The sequence below is a fragment of the Actinosynnema pretiosum genome (genome assembly GCF_002354875.1).
GTDB lineage: Bacteria > Actinomycetota > Actinomycetes > Mycobacteriales > Pseudonocardiaceae > Actinosynnema > Actinosynnema auranticum.
The window spans coordinates 247,827-261,703 of the sequence record NZ_CP023445.1 but is presented as its reverse complement, the minus strand read 5'-3'; the positions used below and the strand labels follow the sequence as shown (position 1 = coordinate 261,703).

Below are 13,877 nucleotides of genomic sequence, written 5' to 3'. Positions count from 1 at the left end.
CCGTCGGTTACGCTTGGTCACAGGTGAGCCGGGAAGTCTGGTCGGCACGTGATCAGCCGTGCCCAGAGACCGGAGCCCCCCTTGTCCTCACCAGCCCCCAAGCCCGTCGCCGAGTTCGCCCGCTACCTGCGCACCGAGACCACCGGCGGCATCGTGCTGCTGGTGGCCACCGCGATCGCGCTGCTGTGGGCCAACTCCCCGCTCGGCGAGTCCTACACCGCGCTCCGCGAGACCCACCTCGGCCCGCTCACCATCGGTGACTGGGTCAAGGACGGCCTGCTCGCGGTCTTCTTCTTCGTGGCCGGGCTGGAGCTCAAGCGCGAGCTGGTGGTCGGCGAGCTGAACAGCCTCAAGGCCGCCGCCCTTCCGGTGATCGCCGCGGTCGGCGGCATGGTGGTCCCCGCCCTGGTCGCGCTCGGGTTCTCCTGGGGCGAGCCGGGAGCGGGCCAGGCGTGGGCGATCCCGATGGCCACCGACATCGCGTTCGCGCTGGGCGTGCTGGCGATCGCCGGGTCCGCGCTGCCGAGCAGCGTCCGGGTGTTCCTGCTCAGCCTCGCGGTGGTGGACGACCTGGGCGCGATCGCGGTGATCGCGGTGCTGTTCACCTCCGGCCTGGAGCTGCTCGCGGTGCTGGCAGCCGCCGCGCTGCTCGCCCTGTACGCCTTCCTCCAGCACAAGCGGGTCACCGCGCCCTGGCTCTACGTCCCGATCGCGGTGGGCACCTGGGTCGCGGTCCACGAGGCGGGGGTCCACGCCACGATCGCCGGGGTGGCGCTCGGGCTGCTGACCCGCGTGCGCGCCGACGAGGGCGAGGACGAGGCGCCCGCCGCGCGCCTGGAGCACCGGTTGCAGCCGTGGTCGGCCGGTCTGGTGGTGCCGCTGTTCGCGCTCTTCGCGGCGGGCGTCCCGGTCGGCGGGGACGCCCTGCGCGCCCTGGCGGACGACCCGATCGCGCTGGGCGTCGTCGCGGGCCTGGTGCTGGGCAAGGTGATCGGCATCCTCGGCTTCTCCGCGGTGGCGGTGCGGCTGAGGCTCGCGGTGTGGCCGAGCGGCGCGGGACCGCGCGACGTGGCGGCGGTGGGCGTGCTCGGCGGCGTCGGGTTCACGGTGAGCCTGCTGATCGCCGACCTCGCGCTGACCGGCGAGGCGGCCGAGCGGGCCAAGGCCGCGGTGCTGATCGCGTCCCTGCTGGCGTCGCTGATCGCGGCGGTCCTGCTGGTCCGGCGGGGCAGGGCGCACCGGGACGCGGACTGATCGCCGGGTGATCGACCGCGTGATCAGCCGGTCGGGCGGCCTCGCGCCAGGGGGCGTGGCACGATTGTGCGGTGACCACCCCGAGTGAGAACACCCCGCCTCCAATCCCGTCGATCCCGCTGACGGCGGAGAACGCCTCGACGATCGCCGGGGAGACCTCCATCGGCGGGCTGGTGCGCGACGCGACAGCCCACATGTCGACGCTGCTGCGGGCCGAGGTGGAGCTGGCCAAGGCCGAGGTGACCCACGAGGTCAAGCGGGGGCTGAAGGGCAGCGTCTTCTTCGTCCTGGCGCTGGTGGTCCTGTCCTTCAGCTTCTTCTTCCTCTTCATCGGCGTCGCCGAGGGCCTCGCGGTGTTCCTGTGGCGGTGGGCGGCGTACGTGCTCGTCTTCGTCGTGATGCTCGTCGTCGCGGGCCTGCTCGGGTTCCTGGGCTACCGGAAGATGAAGGCGCTGCGCGCCCCGACGCGGACGATCGAGTCCGCGAAGGAGACCGTCGCGGCGCTGCGGCACCGCGACGACCGCGACGACACCCCCTGAGCCGGGTCGTGGCGCAGCCGCCGGACCCGTCGTCCGCGCGGGTACCCGGCCCGTGGGCGCACCGCGACGTGTCCGCCAACGGCATCCGGCTGCACGTGGCCGAGCTGGGCGACGGACCGCTCGTGCTGCTGCTGCACGGGTTCCCCGAGTTCTGGTGGTCCTGGCGGCACCAGCTGGTCGACCTGGCCGAGGCCGGGTACCGGGCGGTGGCCGTCGACCTGCGCGGGTACGGGGACTCGGACAAGCCGCCGAGGGGCTACGACGGGTTCACGCTCGCCGGTGACGTCGCCGGGCTGGTCAAGGCGCTCGGCGAGTCCAGGGCGCACGTCGTCGGGCACGCCTGGGGCGGGATGCTGGCCTGGGTGGTCGGCGCGCTGCACCCCCGCCTCGTGCGGTCGGTGACGGCCGTGTCCGCGCCGCACCCGCTGGCGCTGCGCCGGGCCGTGCGGCGCAACACCGCCGGGCAGGCGCGCGCGCTGGGGCACCTGCTGCGGTTCCAGCTGCCGGTGCTGCCGGAGCGCTCCCTGCTGGCCGCGAACGGCGCCCGCGTCGGCGAGCTGCTGCGCGCCTGGGGCGGCGCGGGGTGGACGGCCTCGCCGGAGTTCGCCGAGGTGGTCGAGCGGAACACCGCCGCCGTGCGCATCCCCGGCGTGGCGCACAGCGCGCTGGAGTACCACCGGTGGGCGGTGCGCTCGCAGGTGCGCAGCGACGGGCGGCGGTTCGCGGAGGCGGTCTCCCGGAAGCTGGAGGCCCCGGTGCTCCAGGTGCAGGGCGCCCGCGACCCGGTGATGCTCGCGCAGACCGCGCTCGACTCGGCCCGCTGGCGCGGCCCTGGCTCGGTGCTGCGGGTGCTCCAGGACGTCGGGCACTTCCCGCACCAGGAGGACCGCGCCGAGGTCAGCCGCGTGATCGCGGGCTTCCTGGCCGAGCGGTAGCCGGGCGCCCTCGGGGGGCGCCCGGTCTCAACGCCCGGTTCCCGCGATCACGAGGCGCAGGTCTGCGTGGGTGCGCGCCGCACCAGCCCCGGCGCCTTGGCCACCTCGTCGGCGACCTCCTGCGGGGTCAGCACGAACCCGGTCTCCTGGTCGTCCACGGCCGCGCCGAACACCACGCCCATGACCCGGCCATCCCGGTCGACCAGCGGGCCGCCGGAGTTGCCGCTGCGGACCTTCGCCCGGATCGTGTAGACGTCCCGCGTCACGGTCTGCGCGTCGTAGATGTCCGGCCCGCGCAGCATGGGGATGCGCTCGCGCACCCGCGCCTCGGACGCCGTGTACGGGCCGTCCAGCGGGTAGCCGAGCACGATGCCGTCCTCGCCCTGGTCGATCTCGTCGGTGCGGAACTGGAGCGGCTGCGCGTCCAGGTTCGGCACGGCCAGGATCGCCAGGTCGGTCTGCGCGTCGTAGTGCACGACCGTCGCGTCGAACTTGCCCTGGCCGACCTCGATGCTGACCTCGGTGGTGCCCGCGACGACGTGCGCGTTGGTCATGACCCGCTCCGGCGCGATCACGAACCCGGTGCCCTCCAGGGCCCGCGAGCACGAGGGCGCCCGGCCGCGCACCTTCAGCACGCTCGGCCGCAGCCGCTGCACCACGGGGTCGCCGCTGAGCTCGGGGTCGGGCGGGGAGACCTCCCGGAGCGGGGTGCGGTTGAACGGGTCCATCGCGGCCGGGAAGCCGGACACGTCGAACAGGTTCTGCAGGTCCTCGGACAGGTCGCGGGCCGCCTGCGGCATGGCGCCGTCCACGGTGGACAGGATCGCGGACTGGTTGAGGCCCTTGGCCAGCGTCGGCAGTCCGGCCACCGAGGTGAGCGGCAGCGCGATCATCCACGCCACCACGAACACCACCGCGCCCTGCACGACCGCGCCGAGCGCGTTGTCCACGCCGCGCAGCGGGGTCGCGTTGACCTTGGACTTGACCGCGCGTCCGATGTAGACGCCCAGCGTCTCGCCGAGCGCGACCAGGAGCACCACCACGCCGACCGCGAAGACGACCTTGGTCACCACGTTGTCGAAGCGCGACACCACCACCGGCGCGAGCTGCGTGCCCAGCAGCAGGCCGACGAGCACGCCGATGAAAGCGGGCACGGCCACGACCATGCCCTGCCTGGCGCCCGACACCGCGGCGAACGCGGCTATCGCCAGCACCAGCAGGTCTACCCAGTTCACCCGGTTCCTCCGCCCGTCAGGCTAGGTGGCGCGCAGCGCCGAGTCGAGGTCTCGCACGTCGGTGGCGTCCCACGGGCGCTCCCAGCCGCCGAGCCGGAGCAGCCCGCTGACCAGTCCGGCGGTGAAGCCCCACACCAGCATCCCCGGTGCGGAGAAGGCGGGTCCGGTGTAGCCGGACGGGTGCGAGACGCGGAACCGGTTCGCCGGGTCGGCGAGGTGGGCGACGGGGACGCGGGCGACGGCCGCCGTCTCGCCGGGGTCGACCGGCGCGACCGGGACCGGGGTGCGCCAGTGCGCGAGCACGGGCGTGACCAGGAACCCGGACACCGGGACGTGCAGCTCGGGCAGCAGGGCCACCGGTCGCACGCCCTCGGCGAGCACGCCGGTCTCCTCGAACGCCTCGCGCAGCGCGGTGCCGACGGGGCCCGAGTCCTCGGGGTCGGCGGCCCCGCCGGGGAAGGCGACCTGTCCGGGGTGGGAGCCGAGGGTGTCGGCGCGGCGCAGCAGGAGCAGGTCGGGGCCCCGGTGGCCCTCGCCGAACAGCATGAGCACGGAGGCCGCGCGGCCGGTGAAGGCGGGCGGTTTCGGGTAGTTGAGGAAGGTGTCGGCGTCGGCGTCCACCGCGGCGGCGGCCAGGCCGCGCATCCACTCGGGCAGCTCGTCGAGGTCGTCGACCAGCCGCTCGGGGGCCCGGCCGGGGGCGAGGCCCGCGACGCGGTCGGCGTCGTGGCCGGTGACGGGGTCGGCGTCGCGGCCGGTGTCCCGGTCGGTGCCGCGGTCGGTCGTCCGGTCGGTCATCCGACCACCTCGCGCACCTGGTCGACGCTGGTGAACACGAGCGGGTCGGTCACCGGGGTGATGGAGCCGTCCGCGCCGACCAGGAAGCTGGCGGGCAGCGCGGGCGGGACCTTGAAGGTCTTGAGCAGCGCCTCGGAGTCGTCGACCAGCGACGGCAGGTGCACGCCGATCCGGGAGAGCAGGTCGAGGCCGTCCGCCTCGCCGCTCTTGACCTGGACGCCGAGCACCGGGATCGCGCCGGGGCGCTGGGAGTAGTCGTCCAGCACGCGCAGCTCCTCGCGGCAGGGCGCGCACCAGGACGCCCAGAAGTTGACCAGCACCCGGCCGGACAGGGCGGTCGCGGCGTCGACCCGCTCACCGTCGCCCAGGCACACGGCGGTGACGCCGCGCAGCGCCTCGGGGCCCGCGCTCGTGCCCGCGGGGCCGGGGCTCGCGCTCGGGGAAGCGGGGCTCGCCGGGTTTCCCGAGAACTGGTCGCACGGCCGCAGCGCGGCCTTGTTGCGCGCCACGCCCAGGTCGGCGCGCTGGGACGTGTCGCGCTGGGGCTGGGGGATCACCGGGTTCGCCGGATCCCCGCCCCTCGGCCACAGGGCGACCACGCCCGCGACCGCGAGCACCAGCACGACCACCGACCACCGCGCCGCCCCGCTCACCCGAGCCGCTCCCCCGCCCGCACCCGCTCGGCCAACCCGATCAGGTGCTCCGCCTCGTCGCCCTTCACCAGCTTGGCGGCGCGGACGGGATCGGTGGGCCCCGTCCCGAAGGACGGGCACTGGGGCGCGAGCAGGCAGGCGCCGCACGCGGGCGTCCTGGCGTGGCACACCCGGCGCCCGTGGAAGATCGTCCGGTGGGAGAGCAGGGTCCAGTCCTTGCGCTCCACCAGCGCGCCGACGGCGTGCTCGACCTTGACCGGGTCCTCCTCGGTGGTCCAGCCCCAGCGGCGGACCAGCCGCCCGAAGTGCGTGTCGACGGTGATCCCCGGCACGCCGAACGCGTCGCCGAGCACCACGTTCGCGGTCTTGCGGCCGACGCCGGGCAGCTTCACCAGTTCGGCCTGGTCGCCGGGCACCTCGCCGTCGTGCCGCTCCACGATCTCGGCGGCCAGCCCGGAGATCGCGGCGGCCTTGTTGCGGTAGAAGCCGGTCGGCCGGATCAGCTCCTCCAGCTCGGTCCGGTCGGCGGCGGCGTACTCCTCGGCCGAGCGGTAGCGCGCGAACAGCGCCGGCGTGACCTGGTTCACGCGCTTGTCGGTGCACTGGGCGGACAGGACGACCGCGACGAGCAGCTCCAGCGGGGTGGTGAAGTCCAGCTCGCAGTGCGCGTCCGGGTAGCCGACGCCGAGGACCCGCACCGTCCGGCGGGCCCTGCGGACGAGTCCCAACCGGGTTTCCGGTCGTGCTCCGCCCCGCGCGCCACCCACCATGCCAAAAGGCTACCGGTGGCGCGGACCACCCTCGCGCCGCGGCGGGAGAGGTCACACGCGGTGCGCCGCCGTCCGCTTCCGCCCCGGCTGTCCGCTTCCCGCTCGGCGGTGCGTCACCGGCCCGGCACGGACGGTGGCGCGGGCGCGATCGGGCACCCGCGGGCAACCCCGGACCGGTCCCGGACGTCCATTTCTTCGCACGCGCGCCACGCGCGCGAAGAGACCCCTGCCAGTGCGCCCGAAAACGGGATGCGCAAGGATCGGAGCCATCATGACTGCCTGGTTCGTCATCGCCGTTCCGATCGTGATCATGTTCTTCGCGCTCTTCATGGAGCGCGTCGAAGCCCGCCTGCGGCACGTCGCCGTGCAGGAGGACGAGGTCGAGGAGTTCCTCGAGTCCGCGCGCCCCGACGAGGTCAAGGCGCTCTACGGGCACGGCATCGGCCGCGCGCTGGAGCTGTTCCGCCTGCGCCGGTTCGGCGGTCGCTCGAAGAACCTCCGGTCGCGCCCCCGCCGCTAGGGCGGGCACCAGCGTTGATCAGGCCCAACGGGGCTCCCCCCGGTGGGCCGCATCGCGCTGTCCGGACTGTGCCGACGGCGCGCCCGAAAGGCGATCCCGACCACAGCCCTTAGACTGCACTCAGTGATCGACGGCAGGCGCTGATCCGCCAGAAGGCGGAACGCGCTCGACCACGCCGTCGCGTCTCGACAGGAGGGACGAGGTGGACGAGACCCTGGCCCGCGCGGGCATCTTCCAGGGGGTTGAACCGGCGGCAGCGGAGGCACTGGCGCAGACGCTGGAGTCCGTTGAATTCCCGCGCGGCCACGTGATCTTCGCGGAGGGCGAACCGGGCGACCGGCTTTACATCATCCAATCCGGAAAGGTGAAGATCGGGCGCAAGTCGCCGGACGGTCGGGAGAACCTGCTCGGGATCTTCGGACCGTCGGACATGTTCGGCGAGCTGTCGATCTTCGACCCCGGTCCGCGCACGTCCACCGCGACGACGGTGACCGAGGTGCGCGCGGTCAGCATGGACCGCCCGGCGCTGCGGCAGTGGATCTCGAACCGGCCGGAGATCGCGGAGCAGCTGCTCCGCGCGCTGGCGCGCAGGCTGCGCCGGACGAACTCCATGCTGGCCGACCTGATCTTCACGGACGTGCCCGGCCGCGTGGCGAAGGCGCTGCTCCAGCTCGCCCAGCGGTTCGGCAGCCAGGAGGCGGGGCTGCTGCGGGTGACGCACGACCTGACGCAGGAGGAGATCGCCCAGTTCGTGGGCGCCTCGCGCGAGACGGTCAACAAGGCCCTGGCGGACTTCGCCCACCGGGGTTGGCTGCGCCTGGAGGGCAAGAGCGTGCTGATCCTGGACCCGGAGCGGCTCGCGCGCCGAGCCCGGTAGTCCAGCGCGCCCCGGTGTCGACGGGGTTCTCGGAAAACGACCCGCGTCGGGGCCGACCCCGCGGCGGAGCACTCCCGAGGTGAGGCGCGCCCCGCTTCCGACCGCGGCGGACCAGGTGTCCGCGTGGCGGGAAGCGGGGCGCTCCGCCGGTCGACGCGGGCGCGCGGACAGTTCGTGCGCCGCACGGACGGGTGAACACGATCAGCTCGACGGCGGCCTGCCGGTGGTTCCGACCACCAGGAGGCGGCCGTCGTGCTCGTCGTGGAGCTTTTCCGGACCGCGCGCAGCCGACAGGCGGTAGAGCGAGTACGGCCGGAGCGAGTACGGCCGGAGCAAGAACGACCGAACGGGGACAGCGGAGCCGGGCGCCGCCCCCGACGCGGCGCTCCGGCCCCGCTGCTCTCGCGGCCCATCCCCCGACAGACCGCGTCTCCGCTTCCGGCGCCCGCAGGCCCCGACCCTCGTGGCACCGGACTGGAGTACCTGGGTACCCGCGGGTCCGGCCTGCTGAAACCGGGTTCGCGCGGGTTCGTGCGCACACCTTCGCACGGCCCCCACCCCGCGCCTCAAGGGCGTTCACCCTCGGGGAATGCCGGTTCAGCCCCTCCACCTCGCGTTTTCACCCGTTCATCGCAGCGGTGCGCCCGGATCGGGTCCGGCGCCCCCGGCCGCTGCGCCGTTCGGGTCTCCGGGACGGGGCGAACGGGAGAACAGCGGGCAAAAAAATTGGTACTCGCGTACCAGGTCTGCATACTGGCACGCATGTCCCACTCCGCCCGGCTCTCCGACTACCGCGCCGCCCTCACCACGCCCGCGATGCGCGGCCCCGTCGTCGCGGGCCTGTTCGCCAGGCTGCCGATCGCGATGATCGGCTTCGCGCTGCTGCTCTACGTCCAGCGGGCCAGCGGCTCCTACGGCACGGCGGGGCTGGTGTCGGCCTCGGCGCTGATCGGCGTCGCGCTGGGCGCGATCGCGCAGGGCAGGCTGATGGACCGGTTCGGGCCGAGCAGGCCGCTGCTGGGCGTCACCGCGCTGTTCGCGCTGGCCGCGACCGGCGCGGTCGCGGCGGTGGAAAGCGGCGCGACCGTGGTCGTGCTGGCGCCGCTGGCGTTCGCGGTCGGGTTCACCGAGCCGATGGCCGGGTCGGCGTCGCGGGCGCTGTGGACGAGCATCGTGCCCGCCGGGCCGCTGCGCGACGCGGGCATCGCCTACGAGGCGATCAGCATGGAGGTCTTCTTCATCCTCGGGCCGGGGCTGGCGGGCGTGCTGGTCACGGCGGCGTGGCCGGGCACCGGGTTCGTGGTGGGCGCGGCGATGATGGTGGTCGGCGCGCTGTGGTTCGCCTGCACGCCGACCGTGCGCGGGCGGCGGCCGGAACCCGTCCAGGGCGGCGGGCTGCTCGGCGCGCTGGCCTCGCCGGGGATGCGGACCGTGGCGCTCGCGGCGCTCGGGTTCGGGCTGTCGATCGGGTTCATCGAGGTGGCGGTGCCCGCGGCGGCCGACGCGGCCGGGCACAAGGGGGTCGGCGGGCTGCTGCTGAGCCTGTGGTCGGTCAGCTCGGTGCTGTTCGGGGTGCTGTACTCGCTGCGCCCGCTGCCGCGCCCCATGCACCTGCGGCTGCCGGTGCTGCTGGGCGGGTTCTCGCTGCTCGCGGCGCTGCTGGCGATCCCGACGACGCTCGTCGGGCTCGCGGTGGCGCTGTTCGTGGTCGGCTCGCTGATCACCCCGCAGTCCACCGCGCACTCCGCGGCGATCGAGCAGGTCGCGCCCGAGGGCACGGCGGCCGAGGCGTTCGGGTGGGTGGTCACGGCGGTGACGCTGGGGCTGGCCGCCGGGCAGGGGCTCGCCGGGCAGATCGTGGAGGCTCGCGGGACGTCCACGGCGTTCCTGGCGGCTGCCGCGTCCGGGTTGGCGGTCGCGCTGGTGGTCTGGTTGCTGCGCGGGACGGTCGCGGCGGGCGCGCCCGGCGTTCCCGCGGGCGCCGCTGTCCCCCAGGAGGAGGACGCCGGGCTCGTCGGGCGCTGAACCGGGCCGGAAGTGTCGGGGGTGCTCGCTAGCTTCCGGGGATGGACCTCACCGCCACCACCTCGGAACTCGCCTCCGCCGTCGCCGACGTCGCCCGCCTGCTGCCCGGTCGCGTGCTCGACCCCGTGCTGGCGGGCGTCGTGCTGCGGGCCGGGCCGGGCGGGGTGGAGCTGTCGGGCAGCGACCGGGAGCGGTCGCTGCGGCTGAGCCGGGCGGCCACCACGCACTCCGAGGGGGCCGCGCTGGTGCCCGCGAAGCCGCTGGCCGAGACGCTGCGGGCACTGGAGTCCCCGCAGGTGCGGCTGGTGGTGGAGGGGGCGCGGCTGGCCGTGCGCACGGGGGCGGCGAGGTTCGCGCTGCCGCTGCTGGAGCTGGGCGACCACCCAGGGGTCCCGGAGCTGCCGCCGGTCGCCGGTTCCGCGCCCGCCGGGGCGTTCGCCTCGGCGCTGGCGGCGGTGGCCACCGCGGCGTCCAGGGACGACGCGCTGCCGGTGTTCACGGGCGTGCGGGTGCACGCGGCCGGGGACCGGCTGGAGCTGATCACCTCGGACCGGTACCGGCTGGGGTTCGCGTCGGTGCCGTGGGCGGGCGGGGAGCTGGACGCGCTGGCCCCGGCGGTGCAGCTGGCCGAGGTGGCGAAGCAGGCCGCGCGGGACGAGCGGGTGGAGCTGCGCGCCGACGCGGACCGGCTGGCGCTGGCCTGGGGCGGGGGGAGCGCGAGCACGGCGCTGCTGGCCGCGCCGTTCCCGGACGAGCGGGCGCGGAAGCTGCTGGCCGCCGAGGGCGAGTGCACGGTGGTGCTGGAGGCGGACGAGCTGGCCGGGGCGGTGCGCCGGGCCGCGCCGTACTCGGGGGCGAACGGGGCCGTGCAGCTGGCGGCCGAGGACGGGGAGCTGCGGGTGCGGGGCAGCGACCCGCAGGCCGGGGAGTCGAGCGAGTCGGTGAAGGCGTCGGTGAGCGGCGGACTGCTGACCAGGAGCTTCCAGATCCGGTACCTGTCGGACGCGCTGCGGGCGTTCGCGGGGCGGCGGGTGGAGCTGCGGGTGCAGTCGGGGCTGCGGTCGACCGTGCTGACGGCCGAGGAGGACGCGAGCGGGGTGCGGTTGACGTACCTCGTGGTGCCGCTGCGGACGCCCTGAGCGGGACGGGCCGCGACCTGGGGCGGCGGGGGCCGGACGGGTCTTCCCGTTCGGCCGTTCGGCGCGCCCCGGAGCGGGTGGCGTGCGGCCGGTTCGGGTTCGGGGAGGCCGTGGGATGTCGTTCAAGAGGACGAGCCGAGGACCGACGACTCCGGGGTCCGGGTCCAGTTCGCCACCTACCGCGACCCGGCGGGCAAGACGGTCATGCGGGTGCTCCACAGCCAGCACCCCGGCACCACCGACGACCTGCCGGACGCGGCGTTCGCCGTGCCCGTGCTGGGTCTGGTGGTCACCCGGGGGTTCCTGCCCGCCCAGTGCCGGGTCACTCGGTGATGGTCGTCCTGAGCAGCAGCGCGGTGGTGGACATCCCGGCCTCGTCGGGCTTCTTCTCCAGGAGCACCTGGCCGGTGAACATCTGGCCGTTCACGCCCGCCGCCGTGCCCATGACGAACTTCAGGTCGTCGAAGTTCGACTGGCCCGCGTAGCCGGGCAGGCTCATCACGTCGTACGCGGTGACCTTGCCGGGGTTCTGCTCGAGCTGGTACTTGACGTAGCCCTGCATGTCGAGGGCGTTGTAGACGGTCACGACGACGGCCATGACCACCTTGCCGTCCAACTGGTAGTGGGCCTCCTGGACGGGGTACCCGGCCTTGTTGAGCTCGGTCGGGGTCTGCTTGCAGGTGGGGGTTCCCGACTTGCCCAGCACGTGCATCGTCATCAACGACAGCATGTCGGCGTCCACCCGACCGCAGACGTCGATCTCGGTGAGCGCGCTGTTCGACGCGCTGGCCTTGCCGGACGTGCTGGGCTTGGCGGACGTGCTGGGCTTGGCGGAGGCGCTCGGGCTGGCGGGGACGCTGACGTCGGGCGCGGCCACGGGCTTGCCCTGCTCCACGGTGGTGCACCCGGTGAGCAGCGCGGTCGTGGCGGTGAGCGCGGTGAGCAGCGCCCGTCTGATCGTCATGGTGGTCCCCCCTGGTCGGCGGGCAGGACGGTACCCAGTCCGCGCGCGCCACCGCCCCGGAAACGGGGAATCCGCCGAGTGGGCTGCCCCACGGGCCCGGCTCGGCAACAGGCCGGGTCAGCAGGCCGGGTCAGCGGCGCAGGTGCTCCAGCTGGGCGCGCACCGACCACTCCGCCGCGGGCCACAGGGCGCGGTCCACGTCCGCGTACACCACCTCCACCACCTGCCGCGCCGTCGCGCCCGGCCCCAGTGCCTCCAGGGCCGCCACCACCTGGGCCAGGCGCTGCTCGCGGTGCGCCAGGTAGCGCCGGGCCGCCTCCGCCGCGTCGGGCAGCTCGGGGCCGTGGCCGGGGAGCACGGTGGTGCCCGGCGGCAGGTCCGCCAGCACGCGCAGCGACTCCAGGTAGTCCCCCAGCCGCCCGTCCGGGTGAGCCACGATGGTGGTGCCCCGGCCGAGGATCGTGTCGCCGGTCAGCACGGCGCCGCCCACCAGGAAGCACAGCGAGTCCGAGGTGTGGCCCGGCGTGCCCACCACCCGGATCTCCAGGCCGGCCGCCGCCACGACGTCGCCGTGCGCCAGGCCCTCGTCACCCAGGCGCAGCGCCGGGTCCAGCGCCCGCACCGGGGCGCCGACGCGCTCGCCGAACTCGCGCGCGCCCTCCGCGTGGTCCGGGTGGCCGTGCGTGAGCAGCACCTGCGCCACCGGGCCGAAGCCCGCCGCGCGCGCCAGGTGCGCCTCGTCGCTCGGGCCGGGGTCGACCACGACGCAGGACTCCTCGCCCGGCGCGCGCAGCACCCACGTGTTCGTGCCGTCCAGGGTCATCACGGACGGGTTGTCCGCCAGCAGGACCGCCGCCTCCGGCGTGACCGGCCGCAGGACCCCGTACGCGGGGTGCTCGAACCGCTCCCCCTCGGCGGGCCGCCCGCTCACGGCAGCACCACCCGCACCACGTCGCCGTCCCGCACCAGCTTCGGGATCACCCGGTCCACCTCCCGCTCGACGGCCAGCACCTCGGCGACCGTCCCCAGCTCGGCCAGGTCCGCCAGCGCCACCCAGGTGGGCGGCAGCAGCAGCCTGCGGCCCCCCTCCCAGTCGGCGATGGCCTCGGACGGCCGCTGCCACACCGCGTCGGACGCCTCGCTGGTCACCCCGTCCGCCAGCTGCCCGTCCGGCAGGGCGGCGGTGAAGAACCGGGTGTCGTAGCGGCGCGGCTCCTCCACCGGGGTCACCCAGTTCGCCCACGGCCGCAGCAGGTCGGCGCGCAGCACCAGGCGCGCCCCGGCCAGGAACGCCGCCAGGGACAGCTCCCTGCGCTCCAGCGCCCGCCGCTCGGCGAAGTACGCGCTCGCGTCCGCGACGACCTCCGAGGCCGACGGTCCGGCCAGCAGCACCCCGGACTCCTCGAAGGTCTCCCGCACGGCCGCGCACACCAGCGCGCGGGCCACCTCCTCGCCGCACCCGAAGCGCCCGGCCCACCACGACGGCGGCGGCCCGGCCCACTCCACGGAGGTGTCCGCGTCGCGCGGGTCGACCCCACCGCCGGGGAACACCGTCATGCCGCCCGCGAAGGCCATGCCGAGCACCCGGCGCTGCAGGAACACCTCCAGACCGCGCTCGCCGTCGCGGACCAGCAGCACCGACGCCGCGTCCCTGGTGGGGGCGGGCGGGTCCGGCGTGGTCGCGGGGAGCGCGCCGGAGGGCAGGACGAGTTCCTCGGGGAGTTCTCGCACGACCGCGAGCGTACGGCCGATCACGCCCCGCGACACCGGGCAGGATGGGAATCGTGGAGATGAAGGGGAAGGGCTGTCTGGTCAACCTCGCCGCGCTCGTCGCGGGCGCCTTCGGCGGGGTGGCGCTGACCGCGGTGACGGGCGTGCTGCTGTTCATGCCCTCGACCGACGTGATCAGCAGCAAGCCGACCGAGGGGGACAAGCCGGGGATCTACGTGAAGGAGAGCACCCGGTTCTTCGGGGGCACCACGCACGAGGTGTGGCTGGGCTGCGTGGAGCGGGCGCACGTGATCGAGGTTCCCACCGGGTGGGAACCGATCCCCGAGGTCGAGTACACCGGGACCGGGCTCGACCTGGTCTTCCCGGACGGGGGCCGGATCTCGGTCCCCGAGGCCAAGTACGCCGGGGACTACTGCTAGCGGGAGGTCTGGTGACGG

At 74.7% G+C, this 13,877-nt stretch carries 16 protein-coding genes; 9 read left to right on the top strand and 7 right to left on the bottom strand.

The features are described 5' to 3' along the window. The first annotated feature begins 81 nt into the window (after positions 1–81). The 3 genes from nhaA to CNX65_RS01225 all read left to right on the top strand — a co-directional run bounded on the left by nhaA (position 82) and on the right by CNX65_RS01225 (position 2,728). Positions 82–1,254: a Na+/H+ antiporter NhaA gene (gene nhaA / locus CNX65_RS01235; protein WP_096491115.1), complete on the top strand. Its 1,173-nt coding sequence runs from the start codon at positions 82–84 to the stop codon at positions 1,252–1,254. A gap of 71 nt (positions 1,255–1,325) precedes the next feature. Beyond that, entirely contained in the window at positions 1,326–1,793 is a 468-nt protein-coding gene (locus CNX65_RS01230) for a phage holin family protein (RefSeq protein WP_096491114.1), read from the top strand. An 8-nt stretch (positions 1,794–1,801) separates the two neighbouring features. Then, positions 1,802–2,728 carry an alpha/beta fold hydrolase gene (locus CNX65_RS01225; protein ID WP_096491113.1) on the top strand — a complete coding sequence of 309 codons (927 nt, stop codon included), beginning with the start codon at positions 1,802–1,804 and terminating at the stop codon, positions 2,726–2,728. Between the two features lie 47 nt (positions 2,729–2,775). Here CNX65_RS01225 and CNX65_RS01220 read toward each other — a convergent pair whose 3' ends face one another. From CNX65_RS01220 to nth, 4 genes are all read right to left on the bottom strand, one after another. After that, a complete protein-coding gene (locus CNX65_RS01220; RefSeq protein WP_096491112.1) occupies positions 2,776–3,963 on the bottom strand; it encodes a MarP family serine protease in 1,188 nt (395 codons plus the stop codon). Positions 3,964–3,984: 21 nt separating this feature from the next. Further along, positions 3,985–4,608: an NUDIX hydrolase gene (locus tag CNX65_RS01215; protein ID WP_096497541.1), complete on the bottom strand. Its 624-nt coding sequence runs from the start codon at positions 4,606–4,608 to the stop codon at positions 3,985–3,987. A gap of 149 nt (positions 4,609–4,757) precedes the next feature. Further along, positions 4,758–5,414, bottom strand: a complete 657-nt coding sequence (locus CNX65_RS01210) for a TlpA family protein disulfide reductase (RefSeq protein WP_096491111.1) — start codon at positions 5,412–5,414, stop codon at positions 4,758–4,760. After that, positions 5,411–6,184, bottom strand: a complete 774-nt coding sequence (gene nth / locus CNX65_RS01205; RefSeq protein ID WP_096491110.1) for an endonuclease III — start codon at positions 6,182–6,184, stop codon at positions 5,411–5,413. Before nth ends, CNX65_RS01210 begins: the two co-directional genes overlap by 4 nt. Positions 6,185–6,455: 271 nt before the next feature. Between nth and CNX65_RS01200 the strand changes: the two genes are divergently transcribed. The 5 genes from CNX65_RS01200 (at position 6,456) to CNX65_RS37670 (ending at position 11,078) form a co-directional block, all read left to right on the top strand. Continuing rightward, on the top strand, positions 6,456–6,704 hold the full coding sequence (locus tag CNX65_RS01200; protein ID WP_012782886.1) for a hypothetical protein: 249 nt from the start codon (positions 6,456–6,458) through the stop codon (positions 6,702–6,704). Between the two features lie 202 nt (positions 6,705–6,906). Then, entirely contained in the window at positions 6,907–7,581 is a 675-nt protein-coding gene (locus CNX65_RS01195) for a Crp/Fnr family transcriptional regulator (RefSeq protein WP_012782885.1), read from the top strand. Between the two features lie 762 nt (positions 7,582–8,343). Beyond that, positions 8,344–9,606, top strand: coding sequence for an MFS transporter (locus CNX65_RS01190; RefSeq protein ID WP_096491109.1), 1,263 nt, complete (start codon positions 8,344–8,346; stop codon positions 9,604–9,606). Between the two features lie 41 nt (positions 9,607–9,647). Next, positions 9,648–10,745, top strand: coding sequence for a DNA polymerase III subunit beta (dnaN, locus tag CNX65_RS01185; RefSeq protein WP_096491108.1), 1,098 nt, complete (start codon positions 9,648–9,650; stop codon positions 10,743–10,745). Positions 10,746–10,955: 210 nt separating this feature from the next. After that, positions 10,956–11,078 carry a hypothetical protein gene (locus CNX65_RS37670; protein WP_256373713.1) on the top strand — a complete coding sequence of 41 codons (123 nt, stop codon included), beginning with the start codon at positions 10,956–10,958 and terminating at the stop codon, positions 11,076–11,078. Here CNX65_RS37670 and CNX65_RS01180 read toward each other — a convergent pair. From CNX65_RS01180 to CNX65_RS01170, 3 genes are all read right to left on the bottom strand, one after another. After that, complete coding sequence (locus CNX65_RS01180; protein WP_096491107.1) at positions 11,068–11,709, bottom strand: hypothetical protein; 642 nt, start codon at positions 11,707–11,709, stop codon at positions 11,068–11,070. The genes CNX65_RS37670 and CNX65_RS01180 overlap by 11 nt on opposite strands. Positions 11,710–11,839: 130 nt before the next feature. Beyond that, positions 11,840–12,640 carry an MBL fold metallo-hydrolase gene (locus CNX65_RS01175; RefSeq protein WP_096491106.1) on the bottom strand — a complete coding sequence of 267 codons (801 nt, stop codon included), beginning with the start codon at positions 12,638–12,640 and terminating at the stop codon, positions 11,840–11,842. After that, a complete protein-coding gene (locus CNX65_RS01170; RefSeq protein WP_198320422.1) occupies positions 12,637–13,440 on the bottom strand; it encodes an NUDIX hydrolase in 804 nt (267 codons plus the stop codon). Before CNX65_RS01170 ends, CNX65_RS01175 begins: the two co-directional genes overlap by 4 nt. A 53-nt stretch (positions 13,441–13,493) precedes the next feature. Here CNX65_RS01170 and CNX65_RS01165 point away from each other — a divergent pair, with 53 nt between their 5' ends. Next, positions 13,494–13,859 (top strand): hypothetical protein, encoded by a 366-nt coding sequence (locus CNX65_RS01165; protein WP_096491104.1) that lies wholly within the window; start codon positions 13,494–13,496, stop codon positions 13,857–13,859. Positions 13,860–13,877: the final 18 nt, after the last annotated feature.